This is a genomic window from Serratia sp. CY83965 (assembly GCF_052166375.1).
GTDB classification, from domain to species: Bacteria; Pseudomonadota; Gammaproteobacteria; order Enterobacterales; family Enterobacteriaceae; genus Serratia; species Serratia marcescens.
Genome location: NZ_JBJNOV010000017.1, coordinates 52,544 through 77,841, shown reverse-complemented (window position 1 = coordinate 77,841; position 25,298 = coordinate 52,544). Strand labels below are relative to the sequence as shown.

Sequence of the window (25,298 nt, the reverse complement as noted above, 5' to 3'; positions counted from 1 at the left end):
ACCGCTAATTCTAACGGATCCGGGCGGCAGTTTATAGCGAGTTGGTCAGTTTTTGTGGCGATCGGGAAGGTTGCCGGGGATTGGAGAGCCCAATCCCCGAATTGTGTTCAATTTCGCCTCAGCGCGGCCAAAGATGCTGGATCAGCAGCTGCACGTTGCGGTTGCCGCGAAACTCGTTGACGTCGAGCTTGTAGGCCAGTTCCACTTCGCGCACGCTGCTGTCCGGCCACAGCGTGGTATCCACGTTGAACGCGATGCCGTCGAGCAGCGGGCCGCCGCCGAGCGGCTCCACCATCAGCTTCAGGTGTTTCTCGCCCACCAGCCGCTGCTGCAGGATGCGGAACTTGCCGTCGAAGGTCGGTTCCGGGAACGCCTGGCCCCACGGGCCGCCCTCGCGCAGCAGCTCCGCCGTGGTCAGCGACAGCTCCTGCATCGCCAGTTCGCCGTCGGACCAGATCACCCCCTCCAGCATCGCCGGATCGAGCCATTCGCCCACCAGCTCGCCGAAACGCTGGCGGAACTCGTCGAATTTGGCTTCTTCCAGCGACAGCCCGGCCGCCATCGCGTGGCCGCCGAACTTCATCATCAGCCCGGGGTTCAGCATATCCAGCCGCTCCAGCGCGTCGCGCATGTGCAGGCCGGGCACCGAACGGCCGGAGCCTTTCAGGATGCCGTCACCCGCCGGCGCGAACGCGATCACCGGGCGGTGGAAACGCTCTTTGATGCGCGAAGCGAGGATGCCCACCACGCCCTGGTGCCATTCCGGGTGATACATCGCCAATCCGTAAGGCAGCTCGGTGCTGGTGCGCTCCAGCTGATCGCACAGCTGCAGGGCTTCCACCTGCATGCCCTGCTCTATCTCGCGTCGCGTCTGGTTCAGCGCATCGAGATCGTTGGCCAGCATGCGCGCCTGCGCGATGTCGTCGCTCAGCAGCAGCGCCACGCCGATCGACATGTCGTCCAGCCGGCCGGCGGCGTTGAGCCGCGGCCCGAGAGCAAAACCGAGATCGTTGGCCGCCAGTTGACGGGCGTCGCGGTTGGCCACCTCAAGCAGCGCGCGGATGCCCGGTCGGCATTTGCCGGCGCGGATGCGGTTTAATCCCTGATACACCAAAATGCGGTTGTTGGCGTCCAGCGGCACCACGTCGGCCACGGTGCCGAGCGCCACCAGGTCCAGCAGCTCCGCCAGATTGGGCATCGCCAGCGCGCGCTGCTCGAACCAGCCGCTGTCCCGCAGGCGGGCGCGCAGCGCCAGCATCAGGTAGAACGCGACGCCTACCCCCGCCAGCGACTTGGACGGGAAGGCGCAGCCGCGCAGGTTGGGGTTAACGATCGCTTCGGCCGCCGGCAGGGTCTCGCCCGGCAGGTGGTGATCGGTCACTAGCACCTGCATGCCCTTGGCGTGCGCCACGTCGACGCCGGCGTGGGAGGAGATGCCGTTATCGACGGTGACAATGAGTTCTGCGCCGCGCGCCGCCGCCTGCTCCACCACTTCGGGGCTCAGGCCATAACCGTCTTCGAAACGGTTAGGCACCAGATAATCGACGGCTGCGCCGCCCATGCTGCGCAGCGCCAACACCGTCAGCGCGGTGCTGGTGGCGCCATCGGCGTCGAAATCGCCCACCACCATGATGCGGCGGCCGTCGGCCAGCGCCTGCTGCAGCAGGCCGACGGCGTCGTCGATGCCGTCCAGCTGTTGCCAGGGCAGCATGCCTTTGACGCCGCGTTCCAGCTCTTGCTCAGCCTGCACGCCGCGCAGGGCGTAAAGCCGACGCAGCAGCGGCGGCAAACTGGCGGGCAGATGCGTGTCGTCCGCCGCCGGGCGGCGGCGTAGTTGCGTTTTGATACTCACCGGCGATTAACCACCGGCTTTGGTGGCGGCCTGGTGCGCATCCAGCATGGCGGCCATCTCTTTCGGCCCCTGATAGCCCGGGATCATCATGCCGTTCTCCAGGATGATGGCCGGCGTGCCCTGAATGCCGAACTGCACGCCCAGCTCGTAATGCTTGCTGATGTCGGTTTTGCAGGTCGCCGGAGAAACGGCGTCGCCCTTCATGGCGGCGTCAAACGCCTTGGCCTTGTCGGCGGTGCACCAGATCGACTGCATGTCTTTTTCAGCCTGGGAAGCCAGCCCCTGGCGCGGGAATGCCAGATAACGCACGGTAATACCCAGATCGTTGTACTCTTTCATCTGCTGATGCAGTTTGTGGCAGTAACCGCAGGTGATATCGGTGAACACGGTGATCACGTGTTTCTCTTTCGGCGCTTTGTAAACGATCATCTGATCTTTCAGCGCGTCCATCTTGCTGCTCAGCAGTTGGTTGGTCACGTTGACCGGCTCTTTGCCGCTGACGTCGAACAGCGGGCCCTGCAGGATATGCTTGCCGTCTTCGGAGGCGTACAGCACGCCGCTGTCGGTCAGCACGGTTTTCAGGCCGTTGACCGGCGAAGGCTGCACGTCCGCCTGCTGGATGCCCAGGCTGGCGAGCGCTTTTTTGATCGCCGCGTCATCGGCATGGGCGGCGCCGGCCACCGAAGCCACCAGCAGAGAGAGCAGCATTAAACCTTTTTTCATTGTTCCAATCCTTTCGAACCCGCCGCTCAGGCGCGCGGGTGATGCTGTTGATGTAGCTGTTTCAGTCGTTCGGTCGCTACATGTGTATAAATTTGCGTGGTCGAGAGATCGCTGTGCCCTAACAACATCTGTACGACACGGAGATCGGCCCCATGGTTCAGCAAATGGGTAGCGAACGCGTGCCGCAACACGTGCGGCGACAGACGCTCGCTGTCGATGCCCGCAAGGATGGCATAGTGTTTGATGCGATGCCAGAACGTCTGTCGGGTCATTTGCTGGCAGCGGGTGCTGGGGAACAGCACATCCAGCGTCTGACCGTTGACCAGCCACGGGCGCCCGTGCTCCAGATAATTTTCGATCCAGTAGACCGCCTCTTCGCCCAGCGGCACCAGCCGCTCCTTGTTGCCCTTGCCGATCACCCGCACCACGCCCTGACGCAGGCTGACGTCGCTGATGTTCAGCCCCACCAGCTCTGAAACCCGCAGCCCGGTGGCGTACAACACTTCGAGCATCGCCTTGTCGCGCAGCTCCAGCGGCTGATCGACGCAGGGCGCCTGCAGCAACGCATCGACCTGCGCCTCGCTCAGATCCTTCGGCAAGCGCTGCGGCAGTTTGGGGGACGCCAGCTGCGCGGTGGGATCGTCGGCGCGCAGCTTTTCGCGGTACAGATATTGAAACAGGCGCCTCATGGCGCTCAGCAAACGCGCGGAGCTGGTGGCCTTGTAACCGCCATCCACCCGCTCGGCGAGAAACGCCTGCAGATCCAACGCCTGCGCCTGCAGCAAATCGGTCTTCTGCTGGCCAAGCCAGGCGCCCAGGGCCTGCAAATCCAGCCGATAGGAGGCCAGCGTATTTTCCGCCAGATTGCGCTCAAGCCACAGCGCATCCAGGAATTGTTCAATCAGCGCATTGTCTTGCTGTTGCACGCGGTCCTCTCTTTGTTGCATTTCCACCCGCGCCATTATGCCTTAAGCCGGAGCAAATCAGGTATACTCGCTGCAATTCTCTAAACAGCAACGTAACGGTTTACACATGAAGATTGGTCTGTTTTACGGCTCCAGCACCTGCTACACCGAAATGGCGGCAGAAAAAATCCGTGAGATTCTGGGTGAAGACCTGGTCGACCTGCACAACCTGAAAGACGTCTCGCCCAAGCTGATGGAGGACTATTCCATTCTGATCCTCGGCATCCCGACCTGGGATTTCGGCGAACTGCAGGAAGACTGGGAAGCGATCTGGCCGCAGCTGGCGGCGCTGGATCTGAAAGGCAAAATCGTCGCCATGTACGGCATGGGCGATCAGCTCGGTTACGGTGAGTGGTTCCTCGACGCGCTGGGCATGCTGCACGATCACATCGCGCCGCTGGGCGTACAGTTCATCGGCTTCTGGCCAACTGAGGGCTTCGAGTTCACCAGCCCCAAACCGCTGAGCGCCGACGGCAAACATTTCGTCGGCCTGGCGCTCGATGAGGTCAACCAATACGATCTGAGCGAAGAGCGCCTGCAGCAATGGTGCGAACAGATCCTGTTGGAGATGGAGCCGCTGCTGTAGCCGCTATCGGGCGCGTAACGCGCCCGATTTCCCTCACTTATTTCCACAGACGAAAGCGTGGCTCGTCTTCCCCGGCCGGCGTTTCCTTGGTCAAACGCGCCGGATCGGCCACCTGATACCAGTCCAGCTTGCGCGTCAATAGCATAATGCCCGCCAGAATGGCGAACAGCAGCCCCGCCCCCAGCACCAACGCATTGTCCTCCGACTGCAACAGCAAATAGAGCACGCCGTACAACAGCAATAGGCTCGCGGCGAACAGCGCACCGCGCAGCTTGCCGCGCAGCACGGCGCTCAGATAGAAGCCGATCAGTCCGCTGCAGGCGATGCTGGCCGCCAGGTAAGCGAGAGCGAATCCCAGGTGTTCGGAGAAGGCCAGCAGAATCAGGTAGAACAACACCAGCGCCGCACCGACCAGCAGGTACTGAATCGGGTGCACCCGCAGCCCGGTCAGGGTTTCGAACAGGAAAAACGCCATAAACGTCAGCCCGATAAACAGCAGCGCGTATTTGACCGCACGCTCGGTCAGCTGATAGTGATCGACCGGTTCGACCAGGCTGGCGCTGAAGGCCGGCAGCTTGTCCTCGTCGATAATGCCATCGTCGTAATGGAACGCACTGTTAATGTTGTTGGCGAACCAGGTGCTGCGCCAGCGAGCGCTAAACCCTTGATCCGTCACCTTACGTTCGTCCGGCAGGAAGTTGCCGAGAAAATTCGGGTGTGGCCAGTTGCTTTGCAGTTGCAGCTCGCTGCTGCGCCCCAGCGGCACCAGCGATAGGCTGCTGGTGCCCGCCAGCGTCAGGGTGAAGTCAGCGTTCAGCCCCTCTTTTTGTTGCAACGCCGCCAGCGTCAGCGGTGCGTGGATCCCCTGGCGCAACGAACCCACGCCGGTGCCCGGCTCAAACGCCACCGGCTGCGGTGTTGCCAGCGGGGAAATGCGCTTGATGCCGCGAGAGTCGCTCAGCGCCACCAGCAGGAACGGCTGGCCGACGGCCACGTTGGCGCGCTGCAAATCCGTCAGCTCCGGCTGGCCGAAACGCACCTTGAAGTTCAGCGGCCCCTGATAAACCTGCGTCTGATAGATGCCTAGCTTGCGCACTTCCACCTTCGGCGCGCCCTGCACCTGAAGCGACTCCGGCAGCAAATAGCGGTAATGCTGCACCCGCTGCACCACCGTTTGCCCTTTCTCGTCTTTCTTCTCTTCGCGTTCGATATAGGGAATGACAATCAACGGGCCGAGCACGCGCTGCGCCCCGCTGGTGCTTTCGCTCACCTGCCCGACCACGCTTTGCCGATAGCCGCTGCGTTCGTCGATCACGCTCATCAGTTGGGCGATGGGGATCAACATCACCACCATCAATCCCAGCAACGTGGTTATTTTCCAGAAAAGTACCGATTTCATCATGCTCGCTCCTCGTAGGTAATGAGGCCACGATAAAACCCGCAGGTGAAATCAGAATGTGGTTATGTGAAGGGAAGGTGAAGTCACAGCGATAACATGAAAGTCGCTTCCACCCCGTGCGGCCGGCGGTTGCGCAGGCGAATGCCGCCATGATGCAGACGGGCAACCTCCTGCACGAAGTTCAGGCCCAGCCCGCTGCTTTTAGGCCGTTCGGCGCGCGGCAGCGAATAAAAACGCTCGAACACTTTATCGAGCGCATAGTCCGGAATGCCGCTGCCGTCGTCACAGACGCTGATGCAGTAATGCTGTTCCCGCCGTTCGCCTCGCACGCTGACGCAACCGCCCGGCGGGGTAAAGTCGATCGCGTTGTCCAGCAGGTTGGTCAGCGCCTGGCTGATCAGCAATGCATCGCCGTTCAGCGTCACCTCCGCCAACGCCTCCAGTTGCAATCTGACGCCGCGCTGCGTCGCCTGCGCCTCTTTGCCCGCCATCGTCTGGCCGATCAGCGCCGCGATCGCGATGGGCGCGGTCTCCATTTCTGGCCGGCTCTCCAGCCGCGCCTGCACCAGCAGTTTATCCACCAGTTGCTGGATGCGTGCGCTTTGCTGTTCGATATTGGTGAGAAAACGCCGGGCGGTCTCCGGCGGTGGCAGCTCCTGCAACAGTTCCGCCGCCCCCCGGATCGCCGCCAGCGGGCTTTTCAGCTCATGCGTCAGGGTATGTGCATACTGTTCGATATAAGCTTTGCCTTCCAGCTTCAGACGCATGCTCTCCAACGCCTGCGCCAGCTGCGTCAATTCCCGGCCGCCCACTTTGGGCAACGGCGCGTTTTCTCCCTGCGCCACCCCGTCGGCATAACGCACCAGACGGCCTATGGAACGGTTGATCCACCAGACGAACGCCGCCCCGATCAGCAGCGCGATCCCCAGCAGCAATGCGCCGGCCCACAAAATGCGCCGTTCGCTGCGTTTGATCACCGGCGCCATGGTGCTGTTGGGTTTGCCCACGGTAAGCACGCCGATAATGCGCCCTTGTTCTATCACCGGCGCGGCCACATACATCACCGAACTGTTTTCATCCTGCGGGTCGCTGCGGGTGCTGCGGGCGCCGTACTGGCCGCGCAGCGTCCGATAAACGTCATTCCAGCGCGAATAATCCTGCCCCTGCGCGCGGCCGGCGGAATCGAAGATGACCTTGCCTCGCGCATCGGTAAGATAGACGTGGTATTCGCTGCGATCCTTGCGGATGCCGGAGATATTGGCGCCGATCGGCCGCTGGTTCAGCTGCGTAAACGCCTGCGCCAGTTGGCCATGCGCCGCATCGCCGCGCTGCATGTCCTGACGGGCGATCTGCGCCAGCAGGTTGGCAGTGTCCACCAGCGTGCCTTCGGTAGCGCGCCGCACGCCGGGCTTCACTTCCTGGACGAAAATGCTCAGCACGAAGTACCCGGCCACCGCCACGATCAGAAAATATCCCAGCAGCAGGCGCAGGCCAATTTTCATGGCTGGCGGCTCACGCTGTAGCCCAATCCGCGGTGGGTGTGGATCGGCGGCTCACCGGGATCCACCGCACGCAGCTTGGCGCGCAGGGTTTTGATGTGGGTATCGACGGTGCGATCCAGGCTTTCTTCCGCCTGCGCCCAAACGCTTTCCATCAGTTGCTGCCGCGAGAACACCCGTCCAGGCGCCAACAACAGCGTCTTCAGCAGCAGGTATTCGTAACGGGTCAGCGGCAGCGGCCGCTGATGGTAGGAGATGGTGGCCGCGTCTTCGTCGAGGGCGAAAGCGCCGAAATGGTAGCGCGCGCTCTGTTGCAGGCGCTGCTGCTTATGCAGGCGGCGCAAAATGGTGCGCACCCGGGCGCTGACCTCGCGAGGGGAGAACGGCTTGGCGACATAGTCGTCGGCGCCGATCTCCAGCCCGATCAGGCGATCCACTTCATCACTGCGGGCGGTAAGAAACAGAATCGGCAGGTCGGCCGCCTGAGCCAGCAGGCGGCGACACAATTCAAAGCCGTTGATATCCGGCAAACCGACATCGAGGATAGCGAGCGCTGGCGCGCCTTCTTGCGCCAGCGCCTGCAACGCTGGCTCCGCGCGTTCGAACCAGCGTACTTCGAAGCCTTCGCTCTCCAGCGTGTAAACCAGCGTATCGGCAATGCTGGGTTCATCCTCCACCAACCAGAGTACGGGTTTCATCAGGGTTCCTCGCCGTTACCCGCCGGCGGATGCAGCAACAGCTGCCGCAGGTGGCGCCACTCCTCTTTGCTCATGCAGTCGGAAGCCAGCCACAGCCGGCGACGCTTTTTGCCCTCCATCGGCTGCAGCGTCAACAGCATGCCGTAACCCGGCATCCACGGTTTTTTCGCCAGCCGCCACTCGCGGCCGTGCCAGCTGAAACGCCTGTCCGCCAGCAGCCGCAGCTCGCCCTGCACCGCGGCGATGCGCTTCTGGCTGCGAATGCACTGAAACACCACCAGCGTCAGCAGCACCAGCCAGAGCGGGCCAAAGCCCTCAGGCCAGGGCGAAATCAGGATCAGCAGGATCAGAACGCCGTGGGTCAACAGTGAAAACAGCTGGGTGCGCCAGGAAATGCGGATATCACATCGCCACTGGGCCACGGTCTTTATTTCGCGTTTGGATCAGGGTCACCATTCTCTGCAGCTCGCCGTCCTGCGGCGCGCCATGATTCATCAGCCAGTTGAACAAATCGGGATCGTCACACTCCAGCAGGCGGATAAACAGCGCCTTGTCCGCGTCATTCAGGCTGTCGTATTCGTATTCGAAGAACGGCATGATGGAGATGTCCAGCTCGCGCATGCCACGACGGCAAGCCCAGTGAATACGTGCTTTGTTGTTAATATCCATGTTGTTATGACTCACCTCTTTTCAGCGCGGCAGCGCCAGCGCAGGGTTCAAATGACACACTGTATGGCAACGCCGTCGCAATATAATTCCATCAGCCGGGGATCTGTCTGCAAGGGTGCCCTGGCCGCAAGCCTATAGAGTAACAATTTGACATACACGCCGGGAAGGCGCTTTGCTGCGGAAAACGCAATAAAGCGCAAAATGCCAAAAAAAGCGCACCCCGGCGCCACGGCGCGAATAACAGTTTGCAAAGCCCGCCGCCTCTTTTACCATGGGCTCAATACCCTTCAGGTAAGCTAAACGTTGAGCAGGAACTTACTATGGCGCATAACATTCCATTCCCACCCCGTCAGCCCTCCGCTTCCACCCATCTGCCCCTGACGCTGATCTCGCTGGAAGATTGGGCGCTGGTGACGCTGAACGGGCCGGACACGGTGAAATATCTCCAGGGCCAGGTGACGGCGGACATCGACGCGCTTGCGGCCGATCAACACGTGCTGTGCGCCCACTGCGACGCCAAGGGCAAAATGTGGAGCAACCTGCGTCTGTTCCACCGAGGCGAAGGCTTCGCCTATCTGGAACGCCGCAGCGTGCTGGACAGCCAACTGGCGGAAATCAAAAAATACGCGGTGTTCTCCAAAGTCACTATCGCCGCCGATAATGACGCGGTATTGCTGGGCGTCGCCGGTTTCCAGGCGCGCGCCGCGCTGACGGGCCTGTTCGCCACGCTGCCGAGCGCCGAGCACCCGGTGGTGCAGGACGGCGAGACCACGATTCTGCACTTCGCTGCACCGGCGGAACGTTTTCTGCTGGTGACCCGCCCCGCCGTAGCCGAACAGCTGATCGGCAAACTGCATGACCAGGCGGAACTGAATGACAGCAGCCAATGGCTGGCGCTGGAGATCGAAGCCGGTTATCCGGTTATCGACGCCGCCAACAGCGCGCAGCTGATCCCGCAGGCCACCAACCTGCAGGCGCTGGAAGGCATCAGCTTCAGCAAGGGTTGCTATACCGGTCAGGAGATGGTGGCGCGCGCCAAATTCCGCGGCGCCAACAAGCGTGCGCTCTACTGGCTGGAAGGTAAAGCGGCCCGCGCCCCGCAGGCGGCGGAGGATCTGGAGCTGCAGCTGGGGGAAAACTGGCGCCGCACCGGCACCGTACTGGCGTCGAGTCAGTTGGCCGACGGCACGCTGTGGGTGCAGGTGGTGATGAACAACGATCTGGATGCCGACAGCCAGCTGCGGGTGCGCGACGATGCCGCCAGCCAGTTGGCGATCAAACCGTTGCCCTACTCGCTGGCCGAAGAGAAATAATCCGTCGGCCGCAGGCCCCCTGCCTGCGGCCATCTTCATTACTCGTCCAATTCCCCGTCGCGCTGCACCAGATAAATCAGCACCAGAATGATGGTGACGAAGAAGCGAAACGCATCCGGCACGCCGTTCCACTGCTTCGACATCCACATGCCAAACCACTCGCCCCCAATCGACATAAAGCCGACCTGCCAAGTGAGGAAGCCCAGCGTCAGCCCCACTACCGCCAGCTTTTTCCGGCCGTTAAAGGCGTGCGCAGGCAGTTTCAGGCCACACAGCAGGCGCAGGCCGCCAATCCAGCACAGCAGCGCGGTCAGGCTCTCCAGCGCAATGATGAAAATATAACCGGCGTGATGCAGCCACGGCGTCTGTATCGAGCGGTAGCCGATGGTGGCGTCGGGGAAAATCGTGTCCATCATAAAGACGTGGCGCACGAAGGCGAAGTTGGAACCGTAGTCGGTGATGTTGCCGAAGGCGACCAGCGAAGCGAACAAGGCGATAGCGCAGACCAGCAGCGCTTTGGATAAGCGAACGATCATCTTGGTGAGTCCTGAACAGAGGTTAAAGAAACGGTATGCGGGCTCAGAAATGAAGGAACGGGCTTGCTGGATACCCGAAAGAAGCAAGCGCCTCTTTTTTAAAACAAAAGAGGCGCCAGTTCAATACGCATTCAGACGTAGCGTGAACGCTTAGACGTAGAGGTAGATCGCCATGAAATGGCAGGCGCTGCCGCCGAGCACGAAGGCGTGCCAAATGGCGTGGCCAAAGCGAATGCGCTTGGAGGCGTAGAAAATCACGCCCAGGGTATAGACCACCCCGCCGATCGCCAGCAGCGTGACGCCGCCGGCCTCCAGCCGCGTAACCAGCTGATAAATCACGATCAGCGACAGCCAGCCCATCGTCAGGTAGGTCACCAACGACAGGGCTTCAAAACGGTGGGCGAAGGCCAGTTTGAACAGCACGCCGAGCAGCGCCAATCCCCAGATTACCGCCATCAGGCCCTTCGCCAGCGGCGAATCCAGTCCCACGAGTAAAAATGGGGTGTAAGTGCCGGCAATCAGGAGATAAATGGCGCAGTGGTCAAATTTTTTCAGCCAATGCTTGGCCTTCTGATGCGGGATCGCATGGTAGAGCGTGGAAGCGAGAAACAGCAGGATCATGCTGCCGCCGTACAGGCTGTAACTGGTGATGGCCGTCGCATCGGCGCCGGTATTCACCGCCTGCACCAACAGCAATACCAGGCCGACGATGCCGAACACCAGCCCGATACCGTGACTGATGCTGTTGGCGATCTCTTCCGCCCACGGATAAGCCGCGGCGACCATCTTATTGCTTCCGGCTTTCACTACGTCCGTTTTCCCCATAACGCGCAACCCCTCAAAATGCCCTGCTTTGTGCGAAATTAACGCAAAGCAGCTTAACTGAGAATAATTCCAGTGTACACGTGTACGCTAAAATAAAAATGTGAACGCGTGTAACCATCGAAATCCCCCGCCCGCTGGTCTACAATCGTCAGGCTTCAACCCACCCATCTTGAGGTTTACACCATGTCATCCGCTGTACCCGCGTTAGATTTCGGTTCAATGACCCAGACCATCCAGTTCCTGATGGAAATCGATAAGTTGAAAGGCGTACAACGCCGCACCAAGGTACTGGGCACCCAACGCCAGGAAAACTCCGCCGAACACAGCTGGCACTTCGCCATCGCCGCCATGAGCCTGGCGCCCTACGCCGGTGATGACGTAGACATTCAGCGCGTGATCCAGATGGCGCTGCTGCATGACATCGTGGAAATCGACGCCGGCGACGTGCTGGTCTACGATCTGGCGGCCCGCGCGGCGATCCACGATCAGGAAGTGGCGGCGGCTCGCCGTCTGTTCGGCATGTTGCCGGAGGCTCAGCGCGAGTATTTCACCGCTTTATGGCAGGAGTATGAAGATGGCGAAAGCGCCGATGCGCGCTTCGCCTTGCTGCTGGATCGCACCATGCCGATGCTGATGAATCTGCACAACGAAGGCCAGAGCTGGGTGGAAAACGGCATCAGCCTGGAGCAGGTGCTGGCGCGCAATGCGTCGATCGCCGACGTACACCCCGAGCTGTGGCACCATATGGAGCAACATCTGCGGGACGCGCAGCGCAAAGGCTGGTTGAAGTAATTGTATCTGCTGCAGTGAGTACACTGCAGCCTATTGATTTCACAGTGCCGCCTCATCTCCAGAGGCGCCATAGCTTGCTTTTAGCCGCCATCGTAGCGGTCAGTTCAAGGCAAAGCCACTGCTCCCTAGCCAGACACGTAGCCTGTCTCATACTTGCTTAAGCCCAAATTCTCTTCTTTACTTACCTTTTGCGAATCTATTTCTCTGGGAAAAGTCATGAGCTCAATCTTCGTTCAACGCGATGTCGCCGCATTATTTTATGCCATCATAGGGAAAAAAGCCGACATCAAGGACATTGATTATTTTTCAAAAAAATCAACGCAAGAAAATTTCTCCTTTTCTACATTAGCAAATAAATTAATCAATTCTGAATTAGGTCAAGCACGCCTGTCAGAGTTAAATGAACGTGAGAAAATACAGTTTATTTACCACAATATTCATGGTGCCGACGCATCGGAAGAAACTCTCACTTATCTTCTCAGTCGATTGGAGAAGAGCGGTGATCTCGGTAGCCTTGCCGCTTACATGAGCAACGATCTTCTGCACTACTCCGGGCAAGATGCCCTCTTGCAAGAACAACAAGCTGCGTTGATTGAAACCGTTAATCAAACGCTATTTCCCTCTTTTAACAGCTCAGTATCAGACGGGGCTGAATGGGTGCAAGGTTTTTATTATGCAGTGAAATCCACGATGACGTCCGATGGGATAAACTATTGGGGTAATGTGATAAATAGTCACCCTGAAAAGTTAAATTTGATTGCACAAAAGTTTGTCGAAGGTAAAAAAACGTTGTCGAACCTTAGCGACAAGGATTTCGTCCTCAAAATCTATGAAAATATTTTTGGATCAGCCCCCGATAACGACCAACTACAAAAATATACTACCGGGTTAAATACCAATACAGAAAGCCGTGGTGATGTCATAGTACGCATGATTAATGATATCCGCAATGATGAAACCAGCGTTCATGCTGATGCCAAAGCAATTTTTTTGGCTAACACGCATGTTTATGCTGCTGGAGAGTTACCCGCACCGGAGTATCAGGAAGCCATCACTGCAATATACTTGAGCATTGCCGGTTATTATATTGATGCCAATGCATTGGATACCTACAGTAAGCAATTAGCCGCTGGGCGATCCGAGAGTGACATCCTCGCCATGTTCTCTAAGCAACCTGCTTTCGCCAAAGCCGCCTCGTACCAGATAATATTCAATAACCTATGGGGAAGACCCATGACGACAGCCGAGTCTGTCGCAATTATGAACGAAAGTGGCAACGATGCACTGAAGGCGACACTGGCTGTATTGGCGCACTTCCGTGCTAATGAGAGTATTATTGCAGGCAATGGCGGAGCACCAGGCAGTTATGCAGTCCAACAATTCGAACAAAAGATCGGGGCCAACTTAAACTATGTCAAACAGGGCGTACTGACAAAAAGTGGTGAAAACGGAGAGTTAACGGGGATAATAAATAATCATGGCGTCGAACATATTATCTCCAACGCTGAGTTATCCATGCTGAATGACATTACGTTGAACGTCGTAACATCAGGCACTATCGATATTAGTCAATTGAGTGGGTGGCATACTCTTACCATCGACGGTACTGAAAGTGTTTTGCTGAAGTTGTTCGCTCAAGCGCTCAATAATATTGATATATTCCTGAAAAACCCGAATGTCACCTTGGTAAACCCTATTACTGGAAACAATCAAAATATCATCATCACAGCAGATGCTGATATGGCGCATGCCACCGGTGAGCTTCGATTCAACTTTGCAAAAAATATCAATGTGCAATGGCAAGGCAATAGCATCAATGACGGCGCCAATAGCGTCAGCGATACGTTCAAAATTAAGGGGTATGACCAAGGCTCGGTATTAGCGGCTAACCTTATCACCAAGAATGTTTATCTCACTACGGGTGTCGATGGTGCGCTTTCCGGCACGATTGCCACCAATGTAGGTAACTTTACGCTTTTTCCCCAGCTCGATTTGGCGGGCTATCGAGGTACGGGTTCTATCTACGTTGACGGACAATTAGTCGGCAACGAGGGCAGGCACGTATTTGATATAGGTCTCTTGGCCGATCTCTCTATCGCTAATATACACAACAAGGATTATACGCATGTCACCGACCTGAAAGCCCCCGAACTTTGGGATCCTGCGTGGGGAATGCCAAACGGCTTTACGGGTTCATACGGTTTTACGCTGTCTGGCTTTGCCGATAACGTTACGGTGATTAATGTGCCGGTAGATTCATTTATGGATGCCCCTTTTAGCCAACGCGCCCTGGAAATCACCGGTAATGCCGGTGAAAACAGCCATATTACCTTTGAGTACGCTCCCGATTACCGCTATAAAAACTTTTCGCCAGTGATGACCATCACTTTTGATGCAAAGAATATCACTCACGCTGATGCCGGTACCTTATCGTTCAAAACCGATACTGTCTATATTGACTCTGACATTCCGGAGGTCAGAGAGTTTTTGGAAATATCATCTAAAGGGGATGCGGAAAATACCCTACGCCTTGAGGGCCATGACAACCATATCAGTGAAATTAACATTACTGGCGATAAGGCGCTTAACCTCACCATCAAAAACAATTTCAGCGAAGAATTGAAATCTATCACCAGTCACATGGCTAATAGCACACCACTGAATTTGACCTTGGAACAAGGGGGGACCGGCGGCGGGTTGTTCTATCAGGTGCTAAAACAATTAGACGGACTGACGGGATACGCTACCATCATGTCCCAAATGGCCGGTTACCAACTGTCGATCGCTAACGACGCCCCCACGACCAACGGCATCCAGGCTAATCATCTCTACAACGTAATGGGCAATACGAGTCTGGCAACCGGCCAAGGCGCGGATACGGTGGTATTCAGCCACAGTACCATTGATAACATGGTCACCTTTAACGATTACGAAAACAGCAGCGCGCAAAATGCATCATGGGTCGAAGGCGACAACATTGTCGTCGGTGATGTCGATCGGCAGTGGCTCTTTTCCGCAGGTGGCAGCAAGACTATCGATCTCGTCGGCAGTTTATCCCTGAATGACCTGACAGTGCTACTCTCCGGAATGAATGTTCAGACGAATACGACTCCGCAACAATTGTTCATTGAACTGGTCTCTAAAGTCACTCAAGGCCACAGTCAGAATACATTGAGCGAAGTCAGCGCCTTATCGTTGAATGGATCCTATTTTGTGATGGTGGATAAGAACCTGAATCACAGTTTGGACAACGATGACATTATTTTTGGTCTCACAAACGACAATGCCTTCAAAATGGCCCATTACGATTCACCTGTTCTGGAAGTTAATGGCATTGGCAGTTTTACTCACGATGCCGTCGCTGCATAGCTGTTATTTATCATGCGTAACTTTCACGCCGGGCTTTAACCCGGCGTGAAAGTTACTACGGTTTGTGCGCCCTCTCCTTCGCGGCAATCACCGCCCCCCGAATGCAGGCCAGCGACGGCCCGGCATAACGTACCCGGGACAGAAACGGTTCAGTGATGAGTAGCGGTGGCGCGCCATCTATTGGGCATGCTGCCAGGCGCACTGTATGAGTATTTCACCGCTTTATGGCAGGAACACGGAGCAACATCTGCGGGACGCGCAGCGCAAAGGCTGGTTGAAGTAAGGGAACCGGGCTGCCGCCTCTTGGCCGCAGCCCGTCTTTGTCACGCGAACGCCTGCTGGCGTTCCAACGCTTCCTCATAGCTCGGCATCGACCCCGCCGCCCCGGCGCGTTCCACGCAGACCGCCGCGTAGGCGGCGGCGAAGCGCACCGCATCGGCTAACGGCACCTGATTCGCCAACTGCGCCGCCAGGGCGCCGTTAAACGCATCCCCCGCGCCGGTGGTGTCTTTCGGCTGCGCCGGAAACGCCGGGATCAGCTCACTGTGTTCCCCATCCGAGAACAACGCCCCCTGCGTGCCCAAGGTCACGATCAGCAAACGAATGCCCTTGGCGTGCAGCACCTGCGCCGCCTGGCGCGCCGAAGCCACATCCCGCACCGGCACGCCGCTCAGCAATGTGCATTCGGTGGCGTTGGGCGTCAGCAGATCGACCTGCGCCAACAGGCTGTCCGGCACCGGTTGAAACGGCGCCGGGTTGAGAATGATGAACGTCCGCGCCTCGCGGGCGATGGCGATCACTTGTTCGATCGCCGGCAGGTTGTTCTCCAGTTGGGTCAACAGAATATCCGCCGCGGCGATCGCCGGGCGGCACTGGCGCACCTCGTCCTCGCTGACCGTCAGGTTGGCACCGGGATCGACGGCGATCATGTTCTCCGCATCCTCGCCGGCAACGTAGATAAGCGCATTGCCGGTCGGGCAATCGCCGGTCGAGAACAGCGTCACCGCATCGAAACCGGCCGCGGCGAGATGGCGCCGGGCGAAGGTGCCGAAGTCGTCGCGCCCCACCTTGCCGATATAATGTACCCGCGCCCCGGCGCGCAGGGCGGCGGTGGCCTGGTTGGCGCCCTTGCCGCCCGCGCCCATCATGCTGTTACGGGCGATCAGCGATTCGCCAGGCTGCGGAAACCGCGCCATGCCGGCGACGATATCCAGGTTGAACGAACCGAACACGCAGACTTTGCCTTTCATTGCTGGTACTCCCTGCTTAATTGGAAGTGGCGCCGTGCGGCCAGACAGGCGCCTTTGCTGCCGGTTTCATCGGTCAGGCGGCTGATGGAGATCGCCAGCCCCTGTGCCGGCTGCGGCCCGCGCAGATGACGGCGGATCTCTTGCTCCAGCCGCGCCAACGGAAAACCGCGCATGGCGATCACGCCGCCGCCCAGGATCAGCCGTTGGGGGTCGATCACGTTCATTTCGATGGCGATGGTCTGCGCCAATCGTTCGACGAAACGCTGCAAATCCGGATGATCGCCATGGCGCTCGAACAGCCGGTCGAACGGCGTTTGCGCCGCATTGGCGCGCGCCCAGCCGGTCAGCCAATGGCCGGAGGTCAAACTCTCGACGCAGCCCCGTTTGCCGCACGGGCACTCGCCCAGATGGCCCGGCCAGGGAATGTGCCCCAACTCGCCGGCGGCGCCGTGCGCCCCGTGGTAAAAGTCGCCGTTAAGCCACAGGCTGTTGCCCATGCCGGTGCCCAGATACAGCCCCACCGCCACCTGCGGCAGCGCCGGCAACTGCTGCAAATCCCACCACAGCAGATGGTTGACATCCTTGTCCATTCGCACCGGCAGCGCCAGCAAATCGGCCAACAGCGCCGCCACCGGCTGGGCGTCCAGTGCCGGAATGAACGGCAGCGACAGCACCCGCGAGCGATCGCGGCTGAGGATCCCCGGCAACCCAAGCATCACCTGCGCCACCTGACGATCCTGGCTATGCCCGGCGATCAGGCGGCCCAACGCCGCCAGCGGATCGGCCTGCCGCGCCCAGTCGGCGGTCGCTATCTTGCGGTAAGCGCTAAACTCGCCGTCATCATCCATCAACAGCAGGCGGGTATTGGTGCCGCCAACGTCAACGCCAAGAAAATGCCGCATCATATCCCCCGCCTCAGGCCGCCTGCCGCATTTGATCCAGCATTTTTTCCCATGCCGTCTCCAGATCCGGATCGAGGTTGAACAACCCGGAGCTGCCGACGATCAACACCTCCGCACCGGCGCCCATCAGATCGCGGTAGGTGCGCTGATTGCAGGATCCGTCGATCTCGATCAGATAGCGCAGATTTTGTTGGCTTTTCAGATCGCGCAACTGGCGGATCTTGTCCAGCATTTCGGGAATGAACGGCTGCCCGGCATAGCCGGGATCGACGGTCATCACCGTGACCTTGTCCAGCAGGTGAAGGTAGTGGCGGATAAACTCCACCGGCGTGGCCGGGTTCAGCACCACCCCCACTTTTTTGCCCAGCGCGCGGATTTGATTGATCACCCGAAACGCGTCGCGGTTGATGGTTTCGGCGTGCGGGCAGATAAAGTCCGCGCCGGCGCGGGCGATCGGGTCGATGAAATCGGTCGGGTTCTCCACCATCAGATGCACATCCAGCAACAACGAGGTGTGCGGGCGGATCTGTTCGATAAAGAACGGCGACAGCGTGATGTTTTTAACGTAGTGCCCGTCCATGATGTCGATATGCAGCATATCGGCGCGGCGATTCAGCACCGCCAATTGCTGGCGAATATCCATCAGGTTCATGCACATCAGTGAAGGTGAAATCTGGTATTTCATTAGCGTTATCCTGCGCAAAAGGGAAAAGGGATCAGTGGCCCGCCGCGGTTCTGGCCTGGGCCGCGCTGCGGCGCATCGCCCGCCGCTGCCGATAGCGATGCCGGAAAAACTTCATCGCCAGCACCGCAATCAGCACCGCGCCCCACATCGCCAGACTGAAATGCGGGCTGACGTTCATCAGGTTCAAACCGGTCGCGATCACCTGCAGCACGATCAGCGCCAACACCACGCCGCTGACCCGGCCAAAACCGCCGAACGGATCGGTGCCGCCCAGAATGATCGCCAGCACCGTGAGCAGCAGGTAGGAGTCGCCGTAACCCATGCGCGCCGAGTTGAAGCGCGCCATCATCACCAGCCCGGCAATGACGCACAGCAGGCTGGAGAGGGTGTAAATAGCGATCAGCACCCGATGGGTATTCACGCCGCTGAAGTGGGTGGCGTTGATGTTGCTGCCGCTCATGTAGATGCATTTGCCGAGCCGGGTTTTCTGCAAGAACAACGCCAGCAAGGCGGCGACCGCCAGGAAGATCCACAGCGGTACCGGCACGCCCAGCACGCGCTCAGCGCCGATAAACCGCACGATCTCCGGCATGCCGCTCAGGGCCGCGCCGCGCGTCAGGTAGATGCCGATGCCGTTGACCGTGGTCATGGTGGCCAGCGTCACCAGAATCGGATGCGCGCCGACGTAGGCCACCAATGCGCCGGTCGCCGCGCCGATAAGCCCGGCCAGCAGCATCGCCGCCGCCAGCGCCAACGCCAGCCACAGCGCCTGCAAGCCCAGCCCGGCGTCCGCCGGCAGATAGCTGATGAACAGCCAGGCCATCAGCAGGCTGGTCAGGTTGGCGCTGGCGATAATGCACAGGTTCAGGCCGCCGCTGAGGATCGGAATGAACATCGCCAGCGTCAGCAGGCCCAGCTCCGGCAGCTGGAAGGCCACGCTGGTGAAGGTGGCGCCGCTTAAGAAGCGCCCCGGCATCAGCAGGCTAAAGGCCAGCACCACCGCCAGCAGCAATGCCAGCAGACCGACGGCGACCCCGTCCGGACGAAATTTCAGGTTGTTGCCCATCAGGCGCTCCTCAGGCGAAACCAACGTCGGTTTCTTTGCGTTTCTTGTAGTGAGTGACGGTGATCGCCGCGACGATCACCAGACCGATCACCACGTTCATGAAGTAGCTGGACACGCCGATCAGGTTGAGGCCGTTTTTCAGCACGCCGATCAGGAAGACGCCCATCAGCGTGCCGACCACGCTGCCCTTGCCGCCGTTCAGGCTGGCGCCGCCCAGCACCGCCGCCGCCAGCACGTCGAGCTCCCCGCCCACCAACGCGTTGGGCACCACTTCCCCCATGCGATACACCTGCACCAGGCCGCCGATCGCCGCCATCGCGCCCAGATAGCCATAGGCGAACAGATGCAGCAGGCCGACGCGGATGCCGATGCGCCGCGCCGACTCCGCATCACCGCCCACGGCAAACAGCTGGCGCCCGAGGTGCGTTTTGTTCAGCAGCAGCCAGGTCAACAGCGCCACCGCCAGCATCACCAGCGTCGGCAAACCGAGCTGATAGCTCTGTTCACCCAGTTGGAACGGCAGCACGCTGCGCGGCAACGTCCACCAGTCCGGCAATGCGTACAGGCTGCGGCCGTTGGTCAACCACATCAGCATGCCGAACAACAACGCCTGCATGCTGATGGTGACAATGATCGAGACGATACGCAGGCAGTAGATCAGCAGCGCGTTGACCATGCCGAGCGCGGCGCCGAACGCCAACGCCAGCAAAATGCTGCCCGCCGGGTTGGCCAGGCCGTAGTGCGTCGCCAGCGTGGCGATCAGGTATTGCACCACCGAGGCGACCGCGGCGAAGGAGATATCGATGCCGCCGGTCACCAGCACCACAAACAGGCCGAGGGCGAATATGCCGCTCACCGCGTAGCTTTCGCTGAGATCGAGCAGGTTTTGCACCGTCAAAAAACGATCGCTAAGCAGTGAAAAGACGATGACCGTCAGCAGCAGTACCCAGGCCAGATAGCCTTCGTTGCCGCGCGGTTTCAAACTGAATCTACGCATTGACCGCCTCCGCCAGCTGTTGCTGGCTCACCTGCCCCGGCAGGTATTCGCCGATCACGCTGCCGCCGCTGAAGTGCAGCACCCGATCGCAGTTGTAATACACCTCCGGCACCTCGTCGGAGATCAGCAAAATGGCGATCCCCTCCTGCGCCAGCAGATGGATCAGTTGGTAGATGCTGGCCTTGGCGCCGACGTCGACGCCGACGGTCGGCGAATCGAGGATCAGGATCCGCGGCTGGGTCAGCACCCACTTGGCCAGCACGATCTTTTGCTGATTGCCGCCGGACAGCGTCGAAACCGCCTGATCCGGATCCGCCACCCGCACGCCGAGCTTGGCGATCCACTCCGCGACGATGCGATTCTTGCGGTAGTCGTCGATCAGGCGAAAGCGCCCGCGCAGCTTATCGAGAATGGTCAGCACCGCGTTATCCGCCACCGACTGTTGCTGCACCAGCCCCAGCGTCAGGCGATCCTCCGAGACGTAGCCGATGCCGGCCTTGATCGCGTCCTCATGGCCGCGAAAGCGCACCGGTTTACTGTCGAGGTAAAGCTTGCCGCTGTCCGGCCGGGTCATGCCGAACAGGCTCAGCGCCAGCTCGGTGCGCCCGGAGCCGAGCAACCCGCACAGCCCGAGCACCTCCCCCTGATGCAGCCGGAAGCTCACATCCTGATACTGCCCGGCGCGGCTGAGACGATCCGCCTCCAGCATCACCCGATCCTTATTCATGCTCGGTGACTTCAGGCGATAATCCAGCTTCAAGCCGGTCATCAGCTCGGTCAGACGATCGCCGGTGATCTCCGCCGCCGGCCAGGTGCCGACTTTGTTACCGTCGCGGATCACCGTGACGCGATCCGAGATCTCCAGCACTTCGTCCAGCCGGTGGCTGACGAACACCACGCAGATGCCCTGCGCTTTCAGATAGTCCACCGTACGCAGCAGCTGGTTGACTTCGGTGCGGGTCAGCGAGGCTGTCGGTTCATCCATGATCACCAGCCGCGCTTCCGCCACCAGCGCGCGGCAGATCGCCACCTGCTGGCGCTGGGCGATCGGCAGCTCCGCCACCCGTTTGTCGAGATCCAGATTAAAACTCAGCGCCTGCAGCAGGCGCTCGGCGGCGCGCCGCAGCCTGGCCGGGCGGTGCCACCCCAACAGCCCGCGCAGGTTGTGCTCAAAGGCGATGTTTTCCGCCACCGTCAGGTTGGGAAACAGCGACAGATCCTGATAGATCACCTGAATGCCGAAGGCGCGCGCCTGATCCGGCGACAGTCGGCCGAAGGTTTGCCCATCAAGAGTAATGCGGCTGCCATCATCCGGTTGATACACGCCGGCGATCGCCTTGATCAGCGTGCTCTTGCCGCAGCCATTGGTGCCGGCCAGGCAGTGCACCTCCCCCGGCATCAGCGCCAATGAAATATCGTTCAGCGCGCGCTGCCCGCCAAAGGTCATCGACAGCTGTTGCAGTTCGATAAGCGGCGCGCCCTGCATTGCCGTATTGCCGGAAATCGCCATGATTACAGCCCCATCTTCACCAGCTTCGGCAAGTTTTGCTTATCCAGGCTTTCGGTGGCGTTGCCGAGAATGGTGTGCTGCTGCGCATCCACCTGCACCTTGCCCATGCCTTCGATGGTCATGCCATCGGTGATTTTTTCGCCCTTGTGCATCATGTCGGCGATGCGCACGAACACTTCGCCCGCCACCATCGGATTCCAGATATAACCGCCCTTGATGGCGCCGCGATTGACCAGCGAAGCGCCCTGCCCCGGGCTGAACGGCCCGATGACGCAGATATCGTTGCTTTTGCCGCGGTTGAGCACCGCACGCCCGGCGCCGATCGGCCCCTGCGAACCGAACGCCAGCACGCCTTTCAGATCGGGATACTTGGCCATCAGATCGTTGGTGGTGCGTACGCTGTCATCCAGCGACTCCCCCACGCCGAACTTGTCGCCCACCAGCTGCATGTTCGGGTAGTGCTGCTTCTGGTAGTTGATGGCCGAGTCCGACCAGGTGATGTGCAGCGGCACCGTCAGGCTGCCGACGTATACCGCGTACTTGCCCTGCTCTTTCATGCAGGCGGCCAGCGCTTTCATGTGGTTGACCCCGTGCTGCGAGGCGTCCACCAGCTCAAAATCCCAGTCGGCGTACTTCTGGCCGGGGGATTCGTGCACGATCACCTTGATGCCCGCTTCCTGCGCGCGCTTGAGCACCGGCTCCAGCACCCGGGCGTCGTTCGGCACCACGCCGATGATGTCCACCTTCTGCGCAATCAGATCCTCGATGGCGCGCACCTGCAGCGCCGGATCCGCCGCCGTCGGCCCGACCATCCAGGCGTCGATGCCGCGTTTGGCGCTCTCGCTTTTGATGCCGGCCTCCATGGCGTTGAACCAGGGAATGCCGCCGATCTTCACCACCACGCCCATTTTCAGCTTGTCCGCCGCCTGCGCGGAGACCGACAGCAGCAGCGAGGCAAACAGACCGACCAGTACGGATTTTTTCATTGTTCTCTCTCCACAAGTGTTGGCTGTAATAAAGGGTTTTCGTTGTTGTTATCGCGCCGCCCTTTTCGCGGCGGGTGAAACTTCAATCACGTCGACGTTGTTCCAGGCCAGTTCCTGACGAAATTCGTCGTCGCCAAGCCTGTCGGTGATTAAGGTATCTATCTCCCGGTAGTGGCAGATACGCGCGAACGAGCGGCGGCCGAACTTGTTGCTGTCCACCAGCAGAAACTTGCGCTCCGAGGCCAGCAGCATCTGTTGCTTCAACCGCGCATGGTGCTCGTTGCTCTCGCGGATGCCGCCGTCCTGGCAAATGCCGTGGCAGGAGAAGAACAGCTTGTTGATCACGAACTCTTTCAGCATCTGCTCCGCCAGCACGCCGATAAAATCCTCGTACTTGGCGGAATACTCGCCCCCCAGGCCGATGGTGCGCACGTTGGCCTTGCAGGCCAGCGTCTGGATGATGTGCAGCGAGTTGGTCAGCACCACCAGCGAGATATCCGGCAGCTGGCGCGCCAAAAACCAGCTGGTAGAGCTGCTGTCCAACAGCAGGCAATCCCCCGGCGCGATAAACTCCAGCGCGCGTTTGGCGATGCGCGTCTTCTGCTCCGGCGCCTCGTTGCTGCGCTGGCGGAAAGATTCCCCCTGGTCTATCTCGGCGGGCACATAGGTTTTCTCCGCCGCCGGCGGCTCGACGAACACCGCGCCACCGTGGCTGCGCAGCAGCAGGCCGCGCCGTTCAAGCAAGGCCAGATCACGCCGCGCCGTCTCGATAGAGATGTGGCACAGCTGCGCCACCTCCTGCACCATCACGCGGCCGCGCTGGCTCAAGACTTCGGTGATAAAGCGATGACGTTCTACAGGCAGCATGTTTCTTTTCTCCTCCACAACGTTGATTACGATATCGATTTGCCGCGTCGCGTTTTGCGCGCGGACGCAAAGCGCATCGCCCTGCGATCGGTCAACGATCGCGATGTGATAGTTGTCAAAAAAATCGGGAAGGAAATGAAATGAATAATTACGAAAGTGTGGAGTAACAGGCAGTTATGATGCGCGTACGCCTGAGGTAAACAGGAGAGAAACGGTAAACGGTCACAATTCCACGCTCCGCAGCATGACCGTTAATGACCGTTTGTGTGGTTTTGACCGAGCGCCGCAATTAGACCGCCGGCGTTGATAACGCATTACCTGAAAAAACAGCAAAAAAAATCCGGTGAGAACCTCACCGGATCGTTAGCCGCCTGGCACACATTATTCCCCGTGTTCATGCTCTTTCAACATCGCCTCACGCAACACGGCGTTCAGGCGTTTCTGATAGCCTTTGCCTGGCCGCTGAAGCCAGGCCAACACATCCGCATCGATGCGGATGGTTTTCGATACTTTCATCGGTTTATAAAAACGCCCCTGAACCGCAGCCTGCCACTTTTCCTCATCCAGTGCCGGCGCATCGGCATAATCGATGTCCTCGTCCGGCAACGCACTCAGTGAAGCAATTTGCGCTTTCTGCTCCTCCGTCAACGGCGGGAGTACGCTATGGGCCAGATTTTTGGCGGAATTTTTGCGCTTCATCTCTTCCCCTCTCTTTGGCATCGGCCTTGCGTGCTGAAATGATACGCACGATCTCTACTGTATCGCCTTCGACATCCGTTTCGATCGTCGTATGTGCCACCAGCAATAGCAAACAGGATCCGACCATACCGATCGTTTGCCAACGTTCTTCTCCATCCTCGATCCTTTCCAGCACAGCCAAATGGTTGGGATCCAGAAAAACCTGTGCGCTATCTCAAAACTGACATGGTGTTTGCGCTGGTTACTGTGATTTTTATCCTGATTCCATTCAAAATAAACATACATTTTTGTAACTACATTTTGGTTGTTATTTAATCAAAATACCTCACCTCCGAAGGGATGTCAAAATTCTCCGAATGCGTTCAACGCCCGCCTGCGGCCTCGATAAAGGTGCCGGTCACGTAAGACGCGGCGTCAGACAGCAGCCAGGCGATCGCCTCCGCCACTTCTTGCGGCTGGCCGCCGCGCTGCATCGGCAAACTGCCCTTCACGCGATCCACCCGGCCGGGTTCGCCGCCGCTGGCGTGTATCTCGGTATAGATAAGTCCAGGCCGCACGCCGTTGACGCGGATGCCCTGCGCCGCCACCTCCAGCGATAGCCCGATGGTCAACGAATCGACGGCGCCTTTCGAGGCGGCATAATCCACGTACTCCCCCGGCGCGCCTAAACGAGAAGCGGCGGAAGACACATTGACGATAGCGCCGCCCTGCCCGCCATGACGCTGCGCCATACGTTTCACCGCCTCGCGGCAACACAGGAAGTAACCGGTGACGTTAGTGCCGAGCACCTGATTGATGCGCTCGGCGGTCAACTGTTCAATGTTCGCCTGCCGGAACAGAATGCCGGCGTTGTTGACCAGCGCGCTGAGCGTGCCCAGCCCGGCATCCAGCGCCCTGAACATCGCCATCACCTGCGCTTCATCGGCCACGTCGGCCTGCAGCGCCAACGCCTTGCCGCCCTGCGCCTCGATCTCCGCCACCACCTGGCGCGCCGCATTTTCGTCACGCAGGTAATTCACGCCCACCGCATAGCCCTGCCGGGCCAGCAGCAGAGCGGTCGCGCGGCCAATCCCCCGGCTTGCGCCGGTTACCAATGCCACTTTCGTCATA

General features: G+C 59.4%; 24 protein-coding genes and 1 pseudogene. 4 read left to right on the top strand and 21 right to left on the bottom strand.

The features are described 5' to 3' along the window. Positions 1 to 118 precede the first annotated feature (118 nt). The 3 genes from recJ to xerD are packed head-to-tail and all read right to left on the bottom strand — an operon-like array spanning position 119 to position 3,501. Positions 119 to 1,852, bottom strand: coding sequence for a single-stranded-DNA-specific exonuclease RecJ (gene recJ, locus ACJ8PL_RS22835; protein ID WP_016929971.1), 1,734 nt, complete (start codon positions 1,850 to 1,852; stop codon positions 119 to 121). 6 nt (positions 1,853 to 1,858) lie between these two features. Further along, the gene (gene dsbC / locus ACJ8PL_RS22830; RefSeq protein ID WP_004931688.1) at positions 1,859 to 2,575 is read right to left on the bottom strand and encodes a bifunctional protein-disulfide isomerase/oxidoreductase DsbC; all 717 of its coding nucleotides are present in this window, start codon (positions 2,573 to 2,575) and stop codon (positions 1,859 to 1,861) included. 26 nt (positions 2,576 to 2,601) lie between these two features. Then, positions 2,602 to 3,501, bottom strand: a complete 900-nt coding sequence (gene xerD, locus ACJ8PL_RS22825; RefSeq protein WP_004931685.1) for a site-specific tyrosine recombinase XerD — start codon at positions 3,499 to 3,501, stop codon at positions 2,602 to 2,604. Positions 3,502 to 3,607: 106 nt separating this feature from the next. Between xerD and fldB the strand changes: the two genes are divergently transcribed. Continuing rightward, positions 3,608 to 4,126, top strand: a complete 519-nt coding sequence (fldB, locus tag ACJ8PL_RS22820) for a flavodoxin FldB (RefSeq protein WP_004931683.1) — start codon at positions 3,608 to 3,610, stop codon at positions 4,124 to 4,126. Between the two features lie 37 nt (positions 4,127 to 4,163). Here the strand turns inward: fldB and creD are convergent, their stop codons facing one another. The 5 genes from creD to sdhE all read right to left on the bottom strand — a co-directional run bounded on the left by creD (position 4,164) and on the right by sdhE (position 8,391). Next, entirely contained in the window at positions 4,164 to 5,528 is a 1,365-nt protein-coding gene (gene creD, locus ACJ8PL_RS22815) for a cell envelope integrity protein CreD (RefSeq protein ID WP_016929973.1), read from the bottom strand. Between the two features lie 80 nt (positions 5,529 to 5,608). Then, complete coding sequence (gene creC / locus ACJ8PL_RS22810; RefSeq protein ID WP_016929974.1) at positions 5,609 to 7,027, bottom strand: two-component system sensor histidine kinase CreC; 1,419 nt, start codon at positions 7,025 to 7,027, stop codon at positions 5,609 to 5,611. Then, positions 7,024 to 7,722 carry a two-component system response regulator CreB gene (creB, locus tag ACJ8PL_RS22805; protein ID WP_016929975.1) on the bottom strand — a complete coding sequence of 233 codons (699 nt, stop codon included), beginning with the start codon at positions 7,720 to 7,722 and terminating at the stop codon, positions 7,024 to 7,026. Before creB ends, creC begins: the two co-directional genes overlap by 4 nt. Next, positions 7,722 to 8,144, bottom strand: a complete 423-nt coding sequence (locus ACJ8PL_RS22800; RefSeq protein WP_016929976.1) for a protein YgfX — start codon at positions 8,142 to 8,144, stop codon at positions 7,722 to 7,724. Before ACJ8PL_RS22800 ends, creB begins: the two co-directional genes overlap by 1 nt. After that, positions 8,125 to 8,391, bottom strand: coding sequence for an FAD assembly factor SdhE (gene sdhE, locus ACJ8PL_RS22795; protein WP_004931679.1), 267 nt, complete (start codon positions 8,389 to 8,391; stop codon positions 8,125 to 8,127). The genes ACJ8PL_RS22800 and sdhE overlap by 20 nt, the downstream gene beginning before the upstream one ends. A 320-nt stretch (positions 8,392 to 8,711) precedes the next feature. On the opposite strand from sdhE, the gene ygfZ reads away from it, so the two are divergent. Next, a complete protein-coding gene (gene ygfZ, locus ACJ8PL_RS22790) occupies positions 8,712 to 9,704 on the top strand; it encodes a tRNA-modifying protein YgfZ (protein ID WP_016929977.1) in 993 nt (330 codons plus the stop codon). A 38-nt stretch (positions 9,705 to 9,742) separates the two neighbouring features. Here the strand turns inward: ygfZ and ACJ8PL_RS22785 are convergent, their stop codons facing one another. Further along, entirely contained in the window at positions 9,743 to 10,240 is a 498-nt protein-coding gene (locus ACJ8PL_RS22785; RefSeq protein ID WP_079452406.1) for a DUF2165 family protein, read from the bottom strand. A gap of 150 nt (positions 10,241 to 10,390) precedes the next feature. Next, complete coding sequence (gene trhA / locus ACJ8PL_RS22780) at positions 10,391 to 11,065, bottom strand: PAQR family membrane homeostasis protein TrhA (RefSeq protein WP_028127690.1); 675 nt, start codon at positions 11,063 to 11,065, stop codon at positions 10,391 to 10,393. 183 nt (positions 11,066 to 11,248) lie between these two features. Between trhA and ACJ8PL_RS22775 the strand changes: the two genes are divergently transcribed. Both ACJ8PL_RS22775 and ACJ8PL_RS22770 read left to right on the top strand, forming a co-directional pair. Beyond that, positions 11,249 to 11,857 carry an HD domain-containing protein gene (locus ACJ8PL_RS22775; protein WP_028127691.1) on the top strand — a complete coding sequence of 203 codons (609 nt, stop codon included), beginning with the start codon at positions 11,249 to 11,251 and terminating at the stop codon, positions 11,855 to 11,857. A gap of 216 nt (positions 11,858 to 12,073) precedes the next feature. Next, positions 12,074 to 15,226 (top strand): DUF4214 domain-containing protein, encoded by a 3,153-nt coding sequence (locus ACJ8PL_RS22770; protein ID WP_442531400.1) that lies wholly within the window; start codon positions 12,074 to 12,076, stop codon positions 15,224 to 15,226. Between the two features lie 323 nt (positions 15,227 to 15,549). Here the strand turns inward: ACJ8PL_RS22770 and rbsK are convergent, their stop codons facing one another. From rbsK to ACJ8PL_RS22715, 11 genes and pseudogenes are all read right to left on the bottom strand, one after another. Continuing rightward, on the bottom strand, positions 15,550 to 16,476 hold the full coding sequence (gene rbsK, locus ACJ8PL_RS22765) for a ribokinase (RefSeq protein WP_337040135.1): 927 nt from the start codon (positions 16,474 to 16,476) through the stop codon (positions 15,550 to 15,552). Beyond that, entirely contained in the window at positions 16,473 to 17,381 is a 909-nt protein-coding gene (gene alsK, locus ACJ8PL_RS22760; protein WP_016929983.1) for an allose kinase, read from the bottom strand. The genes rbsK and alsK overlap by 4 nt, the downstream gene beginning before the upstream one ends. A 10-nt stretch (positions 17,382 to 17,391) precedes the next feature. Then, positions 17,392 to 18,063, bottom strand: a complete 672-nt coding sequence (gene alsE, locus ACJ8PL_RS22755) for a D-allulose 6-phosphate 3-epimerase (RefSeq protein ID WP_079450556.1) — start codon at positions 18,061 to 18,063, stop codon at positions 17,392 to 17,394. A 31-nt stretch (positions 18,064 to 18,094) separates the two neighbouring features. Next, positions 18,095 to 19,129 carry an ABC transporter permease gene (locus tag ACJ8PL_RS22750; RefSeq protein ID WP_016929985.1) on the bottom strand — a complete coding sequence of 345 codons (1,035 nt, stop codon included), beginning with the start codon at positions 19,127 to 19,129 and terminating at the stop codon, positions 18,095 to 18,097. A 10-nt stretch (positions 19,130 to 19,139) separates the two neighbouring features. After that, the gene (locus ACJ8PL_RS22745; protein WP_016929986.1) at positions 19,140 to 20,126 is read right to left on the bottom strand and encodes an ABC transporter permease; all 987 of its coding nucleotides are present in this window, start codon (positions 20,124 to 20,126) and stop codon (positions 19,140 to 19,142) included. Next, positions 20,119 to 21,636 (bottom strand): sugar ABC transporter ATP-binding protein, encoded by a 1,518-nt coding sequence (locus ACJ8PL_RS22740; RefSeq protein WP_028127692.1) that lies wholly within the window; start codon positions 21,634 to 21,636, stop codon positions 20,119 to 20,121. Before ACJ8PL_RS22740 ends, ACJ8PL_RS22745 begins: the two co-directional genes overlap by 8 nt. Before the next feature lie 2 nt (positions 21,637 to 21,638). Beyond that, positions 21,639 to 22,622: a substrate-binding domain-containing protein gene (locus tag ACJ8PL_RS22735; RefSeq protein WP_025304134.1), complete on the bottom strand. Its 984-nt coding sequence runs from the start codon at positions 22,620 to 22,622 to the stop codon at positions 21,639 to 21,641. 48 nt (positions 22,623 to 22,670) lie between these two features. Continuing rightward, positions 22,671 to 23,489 carry a DeoR/GlpR family DNA-binding transcription regulator gene (locus tag ACJ8PL_RS22730; protein WP_016929989.1) on the bottom strand — a complete coding sequence of 273 codons (819 nt, stop codon included), beginning with the start codon at positions 23,487 to 23,489 and terminating at the stop codon, positions 22,671 to 22,673. A 381-nt stretch (positions 23,490 to 23,870) separates the two neighbouring features. Beyond that, a complete protein-coding gene (locus tag ACJ8PL_RS22725) occupies positions 23,871 to 24,188 on the bottom strand; it encodes a BrnA antitoxin family protein (protein ID WP_004931651.1) in 318 nt (105 codons plus the stop codon). Continuing rightward, positions 24,151 to 24,473 (bottom strand): annotated as a pseudogene (locus ACJ8PL_RS22720) (BrnT family toxin). The gene ACJ8PL_RS22725 and the pseudogene ACJ8PL_RS22720 overlap by 38 nt, the downstream one beginning before the upstream one ends. 77 nt (positions 24,474 to 24,550) lie before the next feature. Then, positions 24,551 to 25,297 (bottom strand): SDR family oxidoreductase, encoded by a 747-nt coding sequence (locus ACJ8PL_RS22715; RefSeq protein ID WP_048797029.1) that lies wholly within the window; start codon positions 25,295 to 25,297, stop codon positions 24,551 to 24,553. Position 25,298: the final 1 nt, after the last annotated feature.

Coding starts and splice junctions, on each gene's coding strand:
- dsbC (WP_004931688.1), bottom strand. CDS start 2,575: ATGAAAAAAGGTTTAATGCTGCTCTCTCTGCTGGTGGCTTCGGTGGCC.
- fldB (WP_004931683.1), top strand. CDS start 3,608: ATGAAGATTGGTCTGTTTTACGGCTCCAGCACCTGCTACACCGAAATG.
- creD (WP_016929973.1), bottom strand. CDS start 5,528: ATGATGAAATCGGTACTTTTCTGGAAAATAACCACGTTGCTGGGATTG.
- creC (WP_016929974.1), bottom strand. CDS start 7,027: ATGAAAATTGGCCTGCGCCTGCTGCTGGGATATTTTCTGATCGTGGCG.
- creB (WP_016929975.1), bottom strand. CDS start 7,722: ATGAAACCCGTACTCTGGTTGGTGGAGGATGAACCCAGCATTGCCGAT.
- sdhE (WP_004931679.1), bottom strand. CDS start 8,391: ATGGATATTAACAACAAAGCACGTATTCACTGGGCTTGCCGTCGTGGC.
- ygfZ (WP_016929977.1), top strand. CDS start 8,712: ATGGCGCATAACATTCCATTCCCACCCCGTCAGCCCTCCGCTTCCACC.
- ACJ8PL_RS22785 (WP_079452406.1), bottom strand. CDS start 10,240: ATGATCGTTCGCTTATCCAAAGCGCTGCTGGTCTGCGCTATCGCCTTG.
- trhA (WP_028127690.1), bottom strand. CDS start 11,065: ATGGGGAAAACGGACGTAGTGAAAGCCGGAAGCAATAAGATGGTCGCC.
- ACJ8PL_RS22775 (WP_028127691.1), top strand. CDS start 11,249: ATGTCATCCGCTGTACCCGCGTTAGATTTCGGTTCAATGACCCAGACC.
- ACJ8PL_RS22770 (WP_442531400.1), top strand. CDS start 12,074: ATGAGCTCAATCTTCGTTCAACGCGATGTCGCCGCATTATTTTATGCC.
- rbsK (WP_337040135.1), bottom strand. CDS start 16,476: ATGAAAGGCAAAGTCTGCGTGTTCGGTTCGTTCAACCTGGATATCGTC.
- alsK (WP_016929983.1), bottom strand. CDS start 17,381: ATGATGCGGCATTTTCTTGGCGTTGACGTTGGCGGCACCAATACCCGC.
- alsE (WP_079450556.1), bottom strand. CDS start 18,063: ATGAAATACCAGATTTCACCTTCACTGATGTGCATGAACCTGATGGAT.
- ACJ8PL_RS22750 (WP_016929985.1), bottom strand. CDS start 19,129: ATGGGCAACAACCTGAAATTTCGTCCGGACGGGGTCGCCGTCGGTCTG.
- ACJ8PL_RS22745 (WP_016929986.1), bottom strand. CDS start 20,126: ATGCGTAGATTCAGTTTGAAACCGCGCGGCAACGAAGGCTATCTGGCC.
- ACJ8PL_RS22740 (WP_028127692.1), bottom strand. CDS start 21,636: ATGGCGATTTCCGGCAATACGGCAATGCAGGGCGCGCCGCTTATCGAA.
- ACJ8PL_RS22735 (WP_025304134.1), bottom strand. CDS start 22,622: ATGAAAAAATCCGTACTGGTCGGTCTGTTTGCCTCGCTGCTGCTGTCG.
- ACJ8PL_RS22730 (WP_016929989.1), bottom strand. CDS start 23,489: ATGCTGCCTGTAGAACGTCATCGCTTTATCACCGAAGTCTTGAGCCAG.
- ACJ8PL_RS22725 (WP_004931651.1), bottom strand. CDS start 24,188: ATGAAGCGCAAAAATTCCGCCAAAAATCTGGCCCATAGCGTACTCCCG.
- ACJ8PL_RS22715 (WP_048797029.1), bottom strand. CDS start 25,297: ATGACGAAAGTGGCATTGGTAACCGGCGCAAGCCGGGGGATTGGCCGC.